Raw genomic sequence first — 14,806 nt, forward strand, 5'->3', positions numbered from 1 at the left:
AGGGAGCTAGTCTTAGCTCCTACTTGGTTTCAGGGGACAAAAAAGGGGCAATAGCGCTTCGAGAAAGATTATACTCTTCGAAAATCTCTTCAAACCACGTCAACGTCGCCTTGCCGTAGGTATGGTTACTGACTTCGTCAGTTCTATCCACAACCTCAAAACAGTGTTTTGAGCTGACTTCGTCAGTTCTATCTACAACCTCAAAACAGTGTTTTGAGCAACCTGCGGCTAGTTTCCTAGTTTGCTCTTTGATTTTCATTGAGTATGAATTGAACTTCCTATCTATTTTCTATAAATCCTAAAGGCTATAATACTTTCAATCCTTGTCATTTTGTGTTATCATGTAGAGGTAATGAAAGGAGAGAAAATGTCTGCAATAGAACGTATTACAAAAGCTGCTCACTTAATTGATATGAACGATATTATCCGTGAAGGGAATCCTACTCTACGCGCGATTGCTGAGGAAGTCACTTTCCCCCTATCTGACCAGGAAATCATCCTAGGCGAAAAGATGATGCAATTCCTTAAACATTCCCAAGATCCTGTCATGGCTGAAAAAATGGGACTCCGCGGTGGTGTTGGACTGGCTGCTCCCCAGTTAGATATCTCAAAACGCATTATCGCTGTTTTGGTACCTAATATTGTTGAAGAAGGCGAAACTCCACAGGAAGCCTACGATTTGGAAGCCATTATGTACAATCCAAAAATCGTCTCTCACTCTGTTCAAGATGCTGCTCTTGGCGAAGGAGAAGGTTGCCTGTCTGTTGACCGTAACGTGCCTGGCTATGTTGTTCGCCATGCCCGCGTTACTGTTGACTACTTTGACAAAGATGGAGAAAAACACCGTATCAAACTCAAAGGCTACAACTCCATTGTTGTTCAGCATGAAATTGACCACATTAACGGTATCATGTTTTACGATCGCATCAATGAAAAAGACCCATTTGCAGTTAAAGATGGTTTACTGATTCTTGAATAAAGAAAATCCCGTTGCAAGACGGGGTTTTGTGTTATAATAGAGGCATGAAAACAAATGATATTGTCTATGGTGTCCACGCCGTTACCGAAGCCCTCCTTGCAAATACAGGAAACAAACTCTACCTCCAAGAAGATCTCCGAGGTAAGAATGTTGAGAAAGTCAAGGAACTAGCTACAGAAAAGAAGGTGTCCATTTCTTGGACATCAAAAAAATCTCTCTCTGAGATGACTGAAGGTGCTGTTCATCAAGGTTTTGTTCTACGAGTGTCCGAATTTGCCTATAGCGAGCTAGATTACATCCTTGCAAAAACACGCCAAGAAGAAAATCCACTTCTATTGATTCTAGATGGTCTAACCGATCCCCATAATCTGGGTTCTATCTTGCGAACAGCCGATGCGACCAATGTTTCAGGTGTCATCATTCCCAAGCACCGTGCTGTCGGAGTAACTCCTGTCGTTGCCAAAACAGCCACAGGTGCTATTGAACACGTTCCAATTGCCCGAGTGACCAACCTCAGTCAAACCTTAGATAAACTCAAGGATGAAGGCTTCTGGACCTTTGGAACGGATATGAACGGTACTCCTTGCCACAAGTGGAATACAAAAGGGAAAATCGCCCTCATCATCGGAAATGAAGGAAAAGGCATCTCTAGCAACATCAAAAAACAGGTCGATGAAATGATTACCATTCCGATGAATGGACATGTTCAAAGCCTCAATGCCAGTGTTGCTGCAGCCATTCTCATGTACGAAGTTTTCCGAAATAGACTATAAAAAAGTTTCCAGTCATCTGATTGGAAACTTTTTTATGATTAACTATGTTCTGTGATAAACTTGTAGGCTTCTTGACCAGCGATAGCTCCATCTCCAACTGCTGTTGTTACTTGGCGAAGGTCTTTCAAGCGAACATCTCCAACTGCAAAGATACCGTCGACTGCAGTCTTCATGTGGCTATCTGTCACAATCCAGCCTGCCTGATCTTGGATATTCAATTCTTTAACAAAATCGCTAAGAGGGTCCAAACCAACATAGATAAAGACACCACCGAAGGCTTGCTCTGTCACTTGACCTGTTTTCACATTTTCAAATACGACTGATTCTACTCGGTTTTCACCCTTGATTTCCCTTACTACAGAATCCCAGATAAAGCTGATTTTTTCATTCGCAAAGGCGCGATCTTGTAAAACCTTTTGGGCACGAAGTTGGTCACGACGGTGAACAATGGTAACAGTCTTAGCAAAACGAGTCAAGAAGAGGGCTTCTTCAACAGCTGAATCTCCACCACCAACTACCAACAAATCTTGGTCACGGAAGAAAGCACCATCACACACGGCACAGTAAGAAACACCACGACTGTTCAGTTCTTCTTCTCCAGGTACTCCCAAAGGACGGTGTTTAGAACCAGTTGCTACGATAACTGTACGTGTTTCATATGTTTGGTCATCAGTCATCACTTTCTTAAAATCACCATGGTCTTCGACATTTCCAACATAACCATAGATGTGCTCAACACCAAGATTTTCAAGCGGTTCAAACATTTTTTCTGCCAATTCTGGCCCACTAATATTAGCGTATCCAGGGTAATTTTCAATATCAGATGTATTATTCATCTGACCACCTGGCAGACCACCTTCAATCAAAGCTACTTTCAGATTGCTTCGAGCAGCATACAAGGCCGCAGTCATCCCTGCAGGTCCAGCACCTATAATAATAGTATCGTACATATAGATTCCTTCTTTCTTGTTGTAACTATCTTTATTCTAACTCTTTCTTGTCAATCAAGCAAGGATTATGCCTTGAAAACAAGAATTAAACTCATAACCGCAAAGGATAATACTGGAACAACCAAGACTCCAATCATAATCATATCATAGAGATGAGCTTGGCGAGCCTTGGCTGTCTTATCAACTCCCGACATGGCTCTCAATCCAATCCAAATTCCTAAAAAAATCAGGACAAGGATGGTGGTCAAGATCAAGCTCTCGAAATATAAAGAAAATAGTTGCAGTAGCATGATTTCTCTCATTTCTTTCTTTTTTAAAGAGTAAACTCAGCTAGTCCAGCTAACTGAGTTTTCCTTTATCTATTATATCAAATATAAGTCCGTTTGTAACTAGCAAAGAATTCTTTTGTGCGCTCTTCTTTAGGATGGTAGATAATCTCATCCGGTGTTCCAGACTCAATGATTTTCCCCTTATCTAGGAAAAGAATCTTATCAGCCACTTGGGCTACAAAGGACATGTCATGACTGACCAAAATCATGGTTTGACCTGACTTAGCAGCATCTGCAATAGACTTTTCTACTTCTCCGACCAATTCTGGGTCAAGGGCTGAAGTTGGTTCGTCCAAGAGCAAGACATCTGGTTTCATAGCGAGAGCACGCGCTAGGGCAACCCGTTGCTTTTGTCCACCTGATAAATGACGAGGATAATGGTTTTCACGGTCAGAAAGGCCAACCTTAGCCAACTCTTCCTTGGCAATCTTAGTCGCTTCTTGGTCAGATAATTTCTTGACAACAAGCAAGCCTTCTTTCACATTATCAAGTGCTGTTCGGCGTTCAAACAAATTAAACTGTTGAAATACCATAGATAACTTGCGACGCAGGGCAAGGATTTCTTCTTGAGTGATCTTAGAAAAATCAACTGAGAAATCATCAATCTGAATAGAGCCACTGTCAGGTGTTTCAAGATAATTGAGACTGCGAAGAAAGGTTGATTTTCCAGCTCCTGAAGAACCAATCAAGGCTACAACTTCTCCTTTTTGGATATCCAAGTCCAGATGATCCAAGACAGTCTGTCCTGAAAAGGATTTGCTTAAATTCGAAATCTTAATCATTAACGAAGGTCTCCTTTCACATCTGTTTGCACTGTATCAGGTGCAGAAATAGCCATTTTTCTCTCGATGAAACGACCGAGGCTCTCAATTCCAATATTGACTACCCAATAAACAAGGGCAACGGAGATGAAGCGTTCAAAGTAACGATAATCGGCACCACCCAAAATCTGAGCTTGGGCAAAGACTTCCACAACACCCGCACTAAAAGCTAGGGAAGTTCCCTTAGTCAAGCCGATTAGGGAATTAATCAAGGTTGGAGTAGCTACCACCGCTGCATTAGGAATAATCACTCGTCGATAAACTTGCGCTCGGGTCATACCCAGACTGCGTGCCGCCTCAATCTCACCAGGATTAACTGAGAGAATGGCTGCACGAATGGTTTCACTAGCATAAGCTGCCTCATTAAAGGCAAAGGCGACAATCGCAAAAGCTGCAGCTGGAATCGCATTGATATTGAGACCAGTTCCCCATTGCTGATTGAGGGCTTTCAAAGCCAAAGGGATTCCGTAGTAGGTCAACATGAGTTGCACCAAAATCGGTGTCCCTTTTAAGAAACTAACAAAGAAGGCCTGCAAGGGATATAAAATCTTGACACGATTGATCTTCACAATGGCAAAAAGAAGCGCCAAAACCAAGCCAAAAAGGGCACCACCAATTGTCAACATAATTGTTGTTGGAAGTTGTTGGACAATTCTCGGGATTCCATCAAAGACCGAACGCAGGCTAAACAGCTTGCCATCCGGAATCAATTGCATCAAGTTTTGGTACCAATCTGATGCTAAAATCGTTGTAACATTCATAAAAACATCCTCTTCTGATAATGATTCATTCTACCATGCTTCTGCCGTCAATGAAATTATTTGCTACGGTCAGATACAGACTTTGTCTACCTACTAGTTTATCATACTTTGAAACAGGGAAGTTATATATTTTATCTATCAAAGAGATAGATAAAAACTATTTCAGTCCCAGTTCTTCATAAGATTTTCGATAACCGATTTGCTTAACAGTTCCATTTTCTACTAAAATGGGCCGTTTTAACAACATACCGTCACTTGCTAGCAACTCAGCCGCTTCTCGGTTTGACAAACTTCCTACCTTATCTTTTAGCCCTAATTCACGGTATTTGATACCACTGGTGTTGAAAAATTGCTTCAATTCAAATCCTGAGGTTTCTAGCCAATTCAAAATGACTTCTTGGCTAGGTGTTTCTTCCACGATATGGACGGCTTTATAGTCCACACCTAATTGATTTAATTCTTGTTTTGCTTTTTTACAAGTTGAACATTTGGGGTATTCGATAAATTCTAACATGTGCTTCTCCTTCTATTGTTTCTATCTTTAAAATCTACTCCTTCATGCTCCAAGAGCCAAGCTTTCTTTTCCACTCCTGCAGCATAACCTGTCAGACGCTTATCTGCTCCCAACACACGATGACAAGGTACTAGGATAGACCAAGGATTGCGTCCCACTGCTCCACCAATTGCTTGAGCAGAAGCCACTTGCAGGTCTTGAGCAATTTGTCCATAGGTCACTGTCTGACCATAAGGAATTCCCTGTAAATAGAACCAAACTCTCTTTTCAAAATTCGTTCCGATTGGCGCCAAGAGCAAGTTGGATAAATCCTGAGGCTTGCCTTTAAAGTAATCATCTAAGCAAGCAATAACTGGGTCTAAAATAGGATGACTAACAACTTCTTCTATCGTTTCATCTCCTAGTCCCCTCTCAAAATGCTTCTGCTCCTGAACCCAAATTCCATACAAATAATGGTCATCAGCTACAAGTGATAGAATACCAATTGGTGAGGAGTAGAGGATTTTTACATACTTCTTTTGCATTATTTCTTTAATTTTTGATAGGCCAAGCGTTCGCCATCTACTGGCACCTTACCAACTTGTTTAAAACCAAGTTTTTCAAAAATATGTTGCATAACCTTGTTTTCAGCATGCGTATCTGAGCGAAAATCAAGATAATCAAAACCTTCAATCAAGCCCTCTAAGAAGGTTTGAGCAACTCCTTTTCCCTGCACATCTGCTGCCACAGCAATACGGTGAAAGACTAGATACTCTGACTCTCCAGCTTGCCAGTTTCCCTCATAAATAGCTTCATAGGCCTCCTCTGGACTCTTGGTCACAGCAGCATAGGCTAGCAGTTCTCCCTCTTCCAAGGCTACGTAGGCTTGCCCTGAGATAATATCATCGATAATAACATCTGCATTTGGATAGCCATTTTGCCACTGGTCACTACCAGCATCTGCTAAACATTTTTTGGCATCCTCCATCACCTGCATGATGGCATCTACTTCATTTGGAAAAGCTAAACGAATTTCCATCTTTTTTCCTCATTTCTGACTAGTTTCTCCCATCATAGCATAATTTAAGTATTTCTACAAGCAGTTAAAACTTGACTTTGTGTTTTTGTTATTTTATAATCTAGTTATCAAAACTATATAAAAAGGAGTTGAAAATGAAAACTACCTTTTCCTACCCAAAATGGGCAGAAATTCCAAACATTGACCTCTATCTGGACCAGGTTTTGCTCTATGTCAATCAGGTCTGCGCCCCTATCTCTCCTAATAAAGACAAGGGCCTAACAGCATCTATGGTCAACAATTATGTGAAAAATGGTTACCTGACAAAGCCTGACAAAAAAAATACCAACGCCAACAGATTGCCCGTTTGATTGCTATCACAACCCTCAAGTCTGTATTTTCTATTCAAGAAATAGCCCAGACACTGAATACTCTACAAACTCAAGCAAGTTCAGACCAACTCTACGATGCTTTTGTGGACTACATGAACCAAGGAATTGACCCAGCTAACCCTATTATCCAAACCAGCTGCCAAACCGTTAAACTCTATCATCAAACTTTAGCCTTAATCCATCATACTGAAGAGGAGGAAATCTAATGAATACTAGTCTTAAACTCAGCAAACAACTCAGTTTTGGAGAGGAGATTGCTAATAGTGTGACCCATGCTGTGGGTGCAGTCATCATGCTCATCTTGCTGCCTATTTCATCCACCTATAGTTATGAGGCACACGGATTTTTATCATCTATAGGTGTTTCCATTTTTGTCATCAGTCTCTTTCTCATGTTCCTATCATCCACCATTTATCACTCTATGGCCTATGGTTCGACCCACAAATATGTCTTGCGAATCATTGACCATTCTATGATTTACGTTGCCATTGCTGGCTCATACACGCCCGTCGTCTTGACCTTAATGAATAACTGGTTTGGCTATCTGATTATTGCCATCCAGTGGGGAACGACCATCTTTGGTATTCTCTATAAAATCTTTTCTAAAAAAGTCAATGAGAAATTTAGCCTTGCTCTTTACCTGATTATGGGCTGGTTGGTTCTGGCTATCATTCCTGCCATTATCAGTCAAACGACACCAATTTTCTGGAGTCTCATGGTAACTGGCGGACTCTCTTATACAGTTGGGGCTGGATTTTACGCCAAGAAAAAACCTTATTTCCACATGATTTGGCATCTCTTTATCCTAGCTGCGTCCGCACTCCAATACATCGCCATTGTTTATTACATATAAAACTCTAAGCAGGCAGAGCCTGCTTAGAGTTTTATAATCGAATTTCCTAAAGAGGAAGCAATATGAAAGCCGTCATTGCTTGTGCTCATAAGATCTTCAGAATCATTTACAAACTACTCTCCACCAAGCATACTTATCAAAAAGAAAAGGCGCTAGGACTGAGGAAACAGTTCTAACGCAAAAACTAAAAAAATTTCAATTATAGTATAGCACAGGAAGTGATTTTTTGCGCTTTTTTACTATCTTTTTTCTTCACATATATTTATAAAGTACTGGTGCAAGCGCACATCATCAGTCAATTCTGGATGAAAAGAAGTTACCAACATATTTTTTTCTTGGGCTGCAACGATTTGATTATCAACTGTTGCTAGAATTTCTACATCTTCTCCAACACTGCTGATAATTGGACCACGGATAAAGGTCATTGGAATCTGACCAACTCCCTTACATTCTGCTTCCGTATAGAAACTTCCTAGTTGGCGTCCATAGGCATTGCGCTCGACCACCATATCCATTGTTCCAAGATGACTCTCGTCCTGAGAAGTGATTTCCTTAGCCAGCAGGATCAAGCCCGCACAGGTTCCAAAGACTGGTAAACCAGATAAAATAGCTTCTCTTATAGGAGTCATCATATGTTGATCTCGTAAGAGCTTGCCCATGGTTGTAGACTCTCCTCCAGGTAATATCAAGCCAGACAGTTCATTTTGATATTTCTGGAAATCTTCTAAATTTCTGAGTTCGACACTATCGACTCCTAATTTTTCTAGCACTTTTACATGTTCTGCAAAGGCACCTTGCAAGGCCAATATTCCGATTTTCATCTATTTTCCTCTCTCTGCCATGAGAATTTGGATTTCATTTTCATTGATACCAACCATGGCTTCTCCTAAATCTTCAGAGATTTGAGCCAGTATTTGAGGATTACGGAAGTTAGTCACAGCCTTAACAATGGCACTCGCTCGTTTAACAGGATCTCCTGACTTGAAAATACCTGAACCGACAAAGACCCCCTCTGCCCCTAACTGCATCATCAGCGCAGCATCTGCTGGTGTTGCAACGCCTCCAGCTGCGAAGTTTACAACTGGCAATTTTCCATGTTCATGGACATATTGAACCAATTCTACAGGGACTTGCAAGTCCTTAGCAGCAACATAAAGTTCGTCCTCACGTAGGTTTTGAACACGGCGAATTTCCTGATTCATCATACGCATATGGCGAACAGCTTGGACGATATCCCCTGTCCCCGGTTCTCCTTTGGTACGAATCATAGAAGCTCCCTCAGCGATACGACGCAAGGCTTCACCCAAGTCCTTGGCACCACAAACAAAAGGAACTTGGAATTCTTTCTTGTCCACATGGAAACGGTCGTCAGCTGGAGATAGAACTTCACTCTCATCGATATAGTCAATTTCAATAGCCTCTAAAATCTGAGCTTCAACAAAGTGCCCGATTCTAACCTTGGCCATCACTGGAATACTAACCGCTTCTTGGATTTCCTTGATCATCTTTGGATCACTCATACGGGAAACACCACCAGCTGCACGAATATCAGCTGGAATCCGCTCCAAGGCCATCACAGCTGCCGCACCTGCAGCCTCCGCAATACGAGCTTGCTCAGGATTTTGAACATCCATGATGACCCCACCTTTGAGCATCTGCGCCAAGTTTTTATTTAATTCATAACGATTTTCAGTCATTTGTTGTATCCTCATCATTTGTATTGGTAGCTACCATTTCATTTTAAAATAGAACAGAGTGAATCACAAGATAAAAAAAGAAGAATTGTGTGGGTACAGATTGAATCGAGTAGGGGCTAAGACTAGTCCCTCTCACACCACCGTAGGTGCCGTTCGGCATAGGGCAGTTCAACTAATACTCATATCTATTTTCAAAAAGCATTCTGGTTCATTCTCTTTTAACGATGGACTTTACAACACTCCTCTCTAATCCTTGTATGATCTCTTGAAATGTATCAATGCCAGCTTCCAAGGTTTGAAATGCTTTATTCTGGAAGCCACCTTCACCAAGCTCTTTCTGCATCTGTTCAATAGGATTCATCTCTGGCCTGTATGGGGGAATAAAGGGAAAGCCAATATGATTTGGAATAGTTAAGCTACTTGATGGATGCCCTAGGGCATGATCCATGACTAGTAAAATAAAATCAGTTGGATAGGCCTGTGACAGTTCTTGTAAACAAGCTTTCCTCCATTCAGTATGGCATCCTCCGGCAAGCAGGAAAAAGGATGCTCCTCTATAAGCATCAACAGCTCTCTAACAGTAAGAGAATTCATGCACGGAATGACTATGGACAGGAGGACCTATTCCTTTAGGTGGCTAACAAGATCCTAGTTTACTGCCTATCCGAAACCAGCCTCATCTTTGATGCATGAACCCAAGCTTACGAAAGCATCTACTATCTTTAAAGCGTTTTCTTACCTTCTTGAATAGAGATGGGATGTTTAGACGCGGCAATGGTTTGAGCGCCTGCTTTCTTAGGACCTAGGGCAACAGTGCGCCAGCTATGTCGCTTCAACAGTTGACAGAAAGCATCACCTGTGTAGGAACGACTAATCTCCTTTTGATAGGACTGAAGAAATGGAGTATCACTAAACCTCCTGAGAAACAATCTCTAGAACACTTGTCCTACAACGGCCTGTATATCCTAGTCCGGTACGTTATAAGCAATGAATTCATTTTTATTACAATTCAATCTAGATTTTGCAGGAAATCTACTGTAACAACTTCCTCTTCCTCTGAAGTTTTCAAATGACCGGAAAACTATCTATTCCTTGACTGTCATATAAACGTGGTTACAACCACCACGTCTTTCTTGAAGGAGAGAGTCCGAACCTAACTCCTCATCCTTCTTTAAATTTCACCAAACTACAGTCTAGACGCTCTATCATCTCTTGATAGGATTTTCCCATCAAACAAAGCAGAACGATTGGAAGACTTTGTGTTAGAGGCTTAGTAAGGTCTTTAAAGAGAAAGGTGATTTCTTGTTTAGCTAATTTCATGTTACTATCGTACAATGCTTTTTGAAGTATGTCTAGTATTAACCACTCTTTTCATCACCCCACTACAAGTTGATAAAGAGCCACAAAACTTCAAGACTTTTCTAAGTATTTTCGATATAAGCATTAAATATATTTCAGAAAAAGCAACATTAACCTCCCTTAACTGAAACAAACTCAAGTTCACTAAATTGGTTAATAATTCTTTTCAAGTCTTTATCTGCTTTTTTCTCTGACACATCATATTCAGATGTTAATTTTCTCAATAAGTGGTCATATGAAATTGAAGTATCAATTTTAGACCATATAAATGGAGCACATCCTGTTAAAACATGTACTTTATCATTGTAAACTAGAAACAGAACATCTTCCTGTATTTTTTCAACCACAAATGGATTTTTATCAATAATCATCATTGTACCTCAGAAACTAATTTTTCACAAGCATAATTTAATTTTTGGCACTGTCTCATAATATCCAATGTTTTAGCTTTAAGACCTAAATCATCAAAAAGATTAACATTTTGATATGATGAATCTAAAATTTTTAGCAAGTCAAACTCAGATTCAGGATTTTGAAGTGAAAATCTCTGAATTTTTTTGATGAGCCATTTCTTCTTAGGATTAGTTTCACCGTGTAATGATAGAAAAGAATTTATACAATCTTCTAATAACAGCATAGCATTCCTATAGGATGTTATAAAATTTTCCTGTTCAAACTCTCCTAAAATATCAGTTACTTTTAATCCATACTGCATTTGGTAGGTCAATGGAGATAATAAATTAAAATGCTGGTAATTTAATGTCTCTTTCAAATCATAAAACCAGTCTTCACCAAATACAGGTTCAGCAAACTTAAGCCGGTGAAAAAAATCATAATAAATATTTTCAGGTGACATTTTTAAATCATTTATACGTTTGCAATAAAAGCTAATATTATCTTTTAAATGTAATTCTATATCAAAATCTTTTTCATTTTCAGTAACAGTAAGTATGACTTTTTTCCCCGCTTTATAAAGTGAAAATTTATTATTATCTAATACAAATTGTTCTAAAATTGAAAAATCAAAATAATCAACTACGAGGAAAACATCAAGATCCGACCTTCGATTACCAAAACCTTCATAAATTGAACCTGCAACAAATGCCGATAGAGGAGACATTTTTTCAAATCTCTCAATTATTCTGTATTTCTTGAATAGAGCAAGTATATCTTGTTTATTTTTGTCTAACATATTTTAAGCTCTCCCTCCGAATATTATATTTATATAATCTATAATTCGAAATAAACCACGGAATATTACAAATTACATGAAATATGATTGAAAATATTATGTTTTTTGTTATAAAATATATGATAAAAGAGAACAGCGATAAAACCTATAATTTCAAGTTGGTTTGTAACTCTCTACTTTCTTCTATATAATGTGCAAACGAGAATAATAATCCAGAAAAAATGAAAATAACAAGAGTTTCAACAATATCCCCATTAATCGGAATAGTACCTCTAAAAAATAATTCCTCAATAATTGGAACTATAGTTATCTCACCGAATCTAGAATATAATTGGTATCTTTTAGGCTTTTTCAAAAAAGGAAAAACAGCAATATTGTTCGCATATGAAATATTTTTCCAATCTAGTAATATATAGCATAATGCAAAAATTAATGAAATAATCACACCTAGCGATAAATTATAATTATCGACCCTAGGGAAATCAAAAATGAAATATACAATTAAAAAAGGAACATCAACAGCAATAATTCTTGCAATCTGAAGGACTAAGTCACCTCTAACAACTTTTCTAATTTGGTATGATAAAGGAACAGCAATCCAATAACTAATAAAAATTATAAAAATAGAACGTAGCATTAACCTCTCCTAAAAAAGCTAACCCCAATTCTGAGATTAGCCGACTCTTAACTGAAGTACAAAAACTGGATCTTGTTCATAGATAGTATAGTACTTTATGGTTACCGAACAAGTCTAATGAAAAAATTCTGATGATAGTTCTAAATCTCAATAACCGCTTGGGTTCCATGATCCAACTCCAGCAAGACATCTATACTTGTATAGAAAATCCTGCCCTGAATAAGGAGATGTAAATATTTCTTTCCTCCAAAATGGTCATAGTTTTGCTGGCAAATCTAACATATCATGGATAAATTAACAAGTGATTTCTGAATTGCTAAACATTTTCTTTTCTTATAGCATATTTTCAGATTTTCTCTTTGAGAAAGATATTTACAAGAAAAAGGTTCGTTTTTTGTCTATTTTCAAAAAGTCTTAAAACTAAATTGAAAGAATTTTTAGAAAATTTTTGTTTTTCTCTTTACAGTTTAAAAAAATTCTGCTATAATAGCTCATGTAATAAAATATGACAACAAAAGGAGAACGATATGACATCTGCTAAAGAATATATCCAAAGCGTGTTTGAAACTGTAAAAGCTCGTAATGGGCACGAGGCTGAATTCCTCCAAGCTGTTGAAGAATTTTTCAACACTTTGGAACCTGTATTTGAAAAACACCCTGAGTATATCGAAGAAAATATCTTGGCACGTATTACTGAGCCTGAGCGCGTAATTTCTTTCCGTGTTCCTTGGGTTGACCGTGATGGAAAAATTCAAGTAAACCGTGGTTACCGTGTTCAATTCAACTCAGCTGTTGGACCATACAAAGGAGGACTTCGTTTCCACCCAACTGTAAACCAAGGGATTTTGAAATTCCTCGGATTTGAACAAATCTTCAAAAACGTCTTGACTGGACTTCCAATCGGTGGAGGTAAAGGTGGATCAGACTTCGATCCTAAAGGTAAAACAGATGCTGAAGTGATGCGCTTCTGCCAAAGCTTCATGACTGAGTTGCAAAAACACATCGGACCATCACTTGACGTACCTGCTGGTGATATCGGCGTAGGTGGACGTGAAATTGGTTACCTTTATGGTCAATACAAGCGTCTTAACCAATTTGATGCTGGTGTCTTGACTGGTAAGCCTCTTGGATTTGGTGGTAGCTTGATTCGTCCAGAAGCAACTGGTTACGGTTTGGTTTACTATACTGAAGAAATGCTGAAAGCTAACGGTAATAGCTTTGCTGGTAAGAAAGTGGTTATTTCAGGTTCTGGGAACGTTGCTCAATACGCTCTTCAAAAAGCGACTGAACTTGGCGCTACTGTCATCTCTGTATCTGACTCAAATGGTTATGTCATCGATGAAAACGGTATCGACTTCGATCTTTTGGTTGATGTTAAAGAAATACGTCGTGCTCGTTTGACTGAGTATGCAGCTGAGAAAGCAACTGCAACATATCACGAAGGTTCTGTATGGACTTACGCTGGAAACTATGACATCGCTCTTCCATGTGCGACTCAAAATGAAATCAATGGCGAAGCCGCTAAACGCTTGGTTGCTCAAGGCGTTATCTGTGTATCTGAAGGTGCCAACATGCCAAGCGACCTTGATGCCATCAAAGTCTACAAAGAAAATGGTATCTTCTACGGACCTGCAAAAGCTGCCAACGCTGGTGGTGTAGCCGTTTCAGCTCTTGAAATGAGCCAAAATAGTCTTCGCCTCTCATGGACTCGTGAAGAAGTTGATGGACGTCTCAAAGACATCATGACAAATATCTTCAACACAGCTAAAACAACTTCAGAAACATACGGTCTTGATAAAGACTACCTTGCAGGAGCTAACATTGCTGCCTTTGAAAATGTAGCAAATGCTATGATTGCACAAGGTATTGTTTAAGATTCATTTGCTTAATCCTCAATCGCTTCGATTGGGGATTTTTAGTTGAGTTAGACAGTTGGGAAATTCTAATTAAATGAAATAAAAACTGAACAAATTGATTGCGGAATTCAAACCAATTTCTAACATATTTCTAGAAATTAATTTGACTTTTCTAATCGATTTGTTCATATCTTATTTCAATTTACTATACTTACTTAACCCTTTTTATACTCAATGAAAATCAAAGAGCAAACTAGGAAGCGAGCCGCAGGCTGTACTTGAGTACGGCAAGGAAAAGCTGACGTGGGTTGAAGAGATTTTCAAAGAGTATTAAACAAAAAGAAAAACCGCTACTCCTAAGAATAGCGATTTAATCATGTTTTTAAGCTACTACTGTAGTTGCTCTATTATTTAAGTGTTATGAATAACTTCAATATCTTTAAAGCTTTTTGTTAGATTTATAATTTCAACTATAGCCATCTCTACTCCTTAGTTTACAGCAAAAAATTATGCTTAATTCTTATTGTTTTTGTAAACAATCAGCGAACCCAATACTATTCCATTCAACAAGCCTAAAGAAATACCATATTCAACTGGAAAATCTAAAAAAATTGCAAACACTATTCCAATCATCACCCCTAGTGAGGCTGTTGTTAAAATTACATATTCATTTTCTTTCTTCATTTTCTTTACACC

The 14,806-nt window shown here is 38.8% G+C and carries 18 protein-coding genes and 4 pseudogenes; 5 read left to right on the forward strand and 17 right to left on the reverse strand.

Annotation, left to right across the window (positions count from 1 at the left end; genetic code table 11):
• Nucleotides 1-19 precede the first annotated feature (19 nt).
• Nucleotides 20-259, reverse strand: a complete 240-nt coding sequence (locus tag HT723_RS11470) for a hypothetical protein (protein WP_240154936.1) — start codon at nucleotides 257-259, stop codon at nucleotides 20-22.
• Nucleotides 260-367: 108 nt separating this feature from the next.
• Between HT723_RS11470 and def the strand changes: the two genes are divergently transcribed.
• Complete coding sequence (gene def / locus HT723_RS02520; protein ID WP_001272941.1) at nucleotides 368-979, forward strand: peptide deformylase; 612 nt, start codon at nucleotides 368-370, stop codon at nucleotides 977-979.
• 44 nt (nucleotides 980-1,023) lie between these two features.
• A complete protein-coding gene (gene rlmB / locus HT723_RS02525; RefSeq protein WP_000855753.1) occupies nucleotides 1,024-1,752 on the forward strand; it encodes a 23S rRNA (guanosine(2251)-2'-O)-methyltransferase RlmB in 729 nt (242 codons plus the stop codon).
• A gap of 38 nt (nucleotides 1,753-1,790) precedes the next feature.
• On the opposite strand, the gene trxB is transcribed toward rlmB, so the two are convergent.
• The 7 genes from trxB to HT723_RS02560 all read right to left on the reverse strand — a co-directional run bounded on the left by trxB (nucleotide 1,791) and on the right by HT723_RS02560 (nucleotide 6,145).
• Nucleotides 1,791-2,702 (reverse strand): thioredoxin-disulfide reductase, encoded by a 912-nt coding sequence (gene trxB / locus HT723_RS02530; RefSeq protein WP_172934560.1) that lies wholly within the window; start codon nucleotides 2,700-2,702, stop codon nucleotides 1,791-1,793.
• A 65-nt stretch (nucleotides 2,703-2,767) separates the two neighbouring features.
• Nucleotides 2,768-2,992 (reverse strand): DUF4059 family protein, encoded by a 225-nt coding sequence (locus tag HT723_RS02535; RefSeq protein ID WP_000926599.1) that lies wholly within the window; start codon nucleotides 2,990-2,992, stop codon nucleotides 2,768-2,770.
• 77 nt (nucleotides 2,993-3,069) lie between these two features.
• On the reverse strand, nucleotides 3,070-3,813 hold the full coding sequence (locus HT723_RS02540; protein ID WP_172934561.1) for an amino acid ABC transporter ATP-binding protein: 744 nt from the start codon (nucleotides 3,811-3,813) through the stop codon (nucleotides 3,070-3,072).
• Nucleotides 3,813-4,613, reverse strand: a complete 801-nt coding sequence (locus HT723_RS02545; protein ID WP_001103449.1) for an amino acid ABC transporter permease — start codon at nucleotides 4,611-4,613, stop codon at nucleotides 3,813-3,815. Before HT723_RS02545 ends, HT723_RS02540 begins: the two co-directional genes overlap by 1 nt.
• A gap of 157 nt (nucleotides 4,614-4,770) precedes the next feature.
• A complete protein-coding gene (locus tag HT723_RS02550) occupies nucleotides 4,771-5,127 on the reverse strand; it encodes an arsenate reductase family protein (protein ID WP_000889095.1) in 357 nt (118 codons plus the stop codon).
• Nucleotides 5,121-5,651: a methylated-DNA--[protein]-cysteine S-methyltransferase gene (locus tag HT723_RS02555; protein ID WP_088787374.1), complete on the reverse strand. Its 531-nt coding sequence runs from the start codon at nucleotides 5,649-5,651 to the stop codon at nucleotides 5,121-5,123. The genes HT723_RS02550 and HT723_RS02555 overlap by 7 nt, the downstream gene beginning before the upstream one ends.
• A complete protein-coding gene (locus HT723_RS02560; RefSeq protein WP_000405832.1) occupies nucleotides 5,651-6,145 on the reverse strand; it encodes a GNAT family N-acetyltransferase in 495 nt (164 codons plus the stop codon). Before HT723_RS02560 ends, HT723_RS02555 begins: the two co-directional genes overlap by 1 nt.
• Before the next feature lie 134 nt (nucleotides 6,146-6,279).
• Here HT723_RS02560 and HT723_RS02565 point away from each other — a divergent pair.
• Together HT723_RS02565 and HT723_RS02570 are read left to right on the forward strand one after the other, a co-directional pair.
• A pseudogene (locus HT723_RS02565) lies at nucleotides 6,280-6,722 on the forward strand (DUF1836 domain-containing protein).
• On the forward strand, nucleotides 6,722-7,369 hold the full coding sequence (locus HT723_RS02570; RefSeq protein ID WP_138702401.1) for a hemolysin III family protein: 648 nt from the start codon (nucleotides 6,722-6,724) through the stop codon (nucleotides 7,367-7,369). The pseudogene HT723_RS02565 and the gene HT723_RS02570 overlap by 1 nt, the downstream one beginning before the upstream one ends.
• A gap of 239 nt (nucleotides 7,370-7,608) precedes the next feature.
• Here HT723_RS02570 and pdxT read toward each other — a convergent pair whose 3' ends face one another.
• The 8 genes and pseudogenes from pdxT to HT723_RS11485 all read right to left on the reverse strand — a co-directional run.
• Complete coding sequence (gene pdxT, locus HT723_RS02575; RefSeq protein WP_100104813.1) at nucleotides 7,609-8,190, reverse strand: pyridoxal 5'-phosphate synthase glutaminase subunit PdxT; 582 nt, start codon at nucleotides 8,188-8,190, stop codon at nucleotides 7,609-7,611.
• Entirely contained in the window at nucleotides 8,191-9,066 is an 876-nt protein-coding gene (pdxS, locus tag HT723_RS02580) for a pyridoxal 5'-phosphate synthase lyase subunit PdxS (RefSeq protein WP_023939837.1), read from the reverse strand. It abuts the gene before it with no gap.
• Between the two features lie 208 nt (nucleotides 9,067-9,274).
• Nucleotides 9,275-9,959, reverse strand: a pseudogene (locus tag HT723_RS11475) (transposase); the annotation flags it as partial.
• Nucleotides 9,960-10,154: 195 nt separating this feature from the next.
• Nucleotides 10,155-10,326, reverse strand: a pseudogene (locus tag HT723_RS11480) (IS630 family transposase); the annotation flags it as partial.
• Between the two features lie 209 nt (nucleotides 10,327-10,535).
• Nucleotides 10,536-10,799 (reverse strand): PqqD family protein, encoded by a 264-nt coding sequence (locus HT723_RS02590; protein ID WP_240154937.1) that lies wholly within the window; start codon nucleotides 10,797-10,799, stop codon nucleotides 10,536-10,538.
• Nucleotides 10,796-11,617: a hypothetical protein gene (locus tag HT723_RS02595; protein ID WP_172934562.1), complete on the reverse strand. Its 822-nt coding sequence runs from the start codon at nucleotides 11,615-11,617 to the stop codon at nucleotides 10,796-10,798. Before HT723_RS02595 ends, HT723_RS02590 begins: the two co-directional genes overlap by 4 nt.
• A 145-nt stretch (nucleotides 11,618-11,762) precedes the next feature.
• Nucleotides 11,763-12,254, reverse strand: coding sequence for a CPBP family intramembrane metalloprotease (locus tag HT723_RS02600; protein WP_240154938.1), 492 nt, complete (start codon nucleotides 12,252-12,254; stop codon nucleotides 11,763-11,765).
• Nucleotides 12,255-12,397: 143 nt separating this feature from the next.
• Nucleotides 12,398-12,578, reverse strand: a pseudogene (locus HT723_RS11485) (hypothetical protein); the annotation flags it as partial.
• A 203-nt stretch (nucleotides 12,579-12,781) separates the two neighbouring features.
• On the opposite strand from HT723_RS11485, the gene gdhA reads away from it, so the two are divergent.
• Complete coding sequence (gdhA, locus tag HT723_RS02605; RefSeq protein WP_100104820.1) at nucleotides 12,782-14,128, forward strand: NADP-specific glutamate dehydrogenase; 1,347 nt, start codon at nucleotides 12,782-12,784, stop codon at nucleotides 14,126-14,128.
• A 495-nt stretch (nucleotides 14,129-14,623) separates the two neighbouring features.
• Here the strand turns inward: gdhA and HT723_RS02610 are convergent, their stop codons facing one another.
• On the reverse strand, nucleotides 14,624-14,794 hold the full coding sequence (locus tag HT723_RS02610; protein ID WP_000711943.1) for a hypothetical protein: 171 nt from the start codon (nucleotides 14,792-14,794) through the stop codon (nucleotides 14,624-14,626).
• Between the last annotated feature and the right edge of the window lie 12 nt (nucleotides 14,795-14,806).

The sequence above is a fragment of the Streptococcus sp. 2106 genome (assembly GCF_013277315.1).
Taxonomy (GTDB): Bacteria; Bacillota; Bacilli; order Lactobacillales; family Streptococcaceae; genus Streptococcus; species Streptococcus pseudopneumoniae.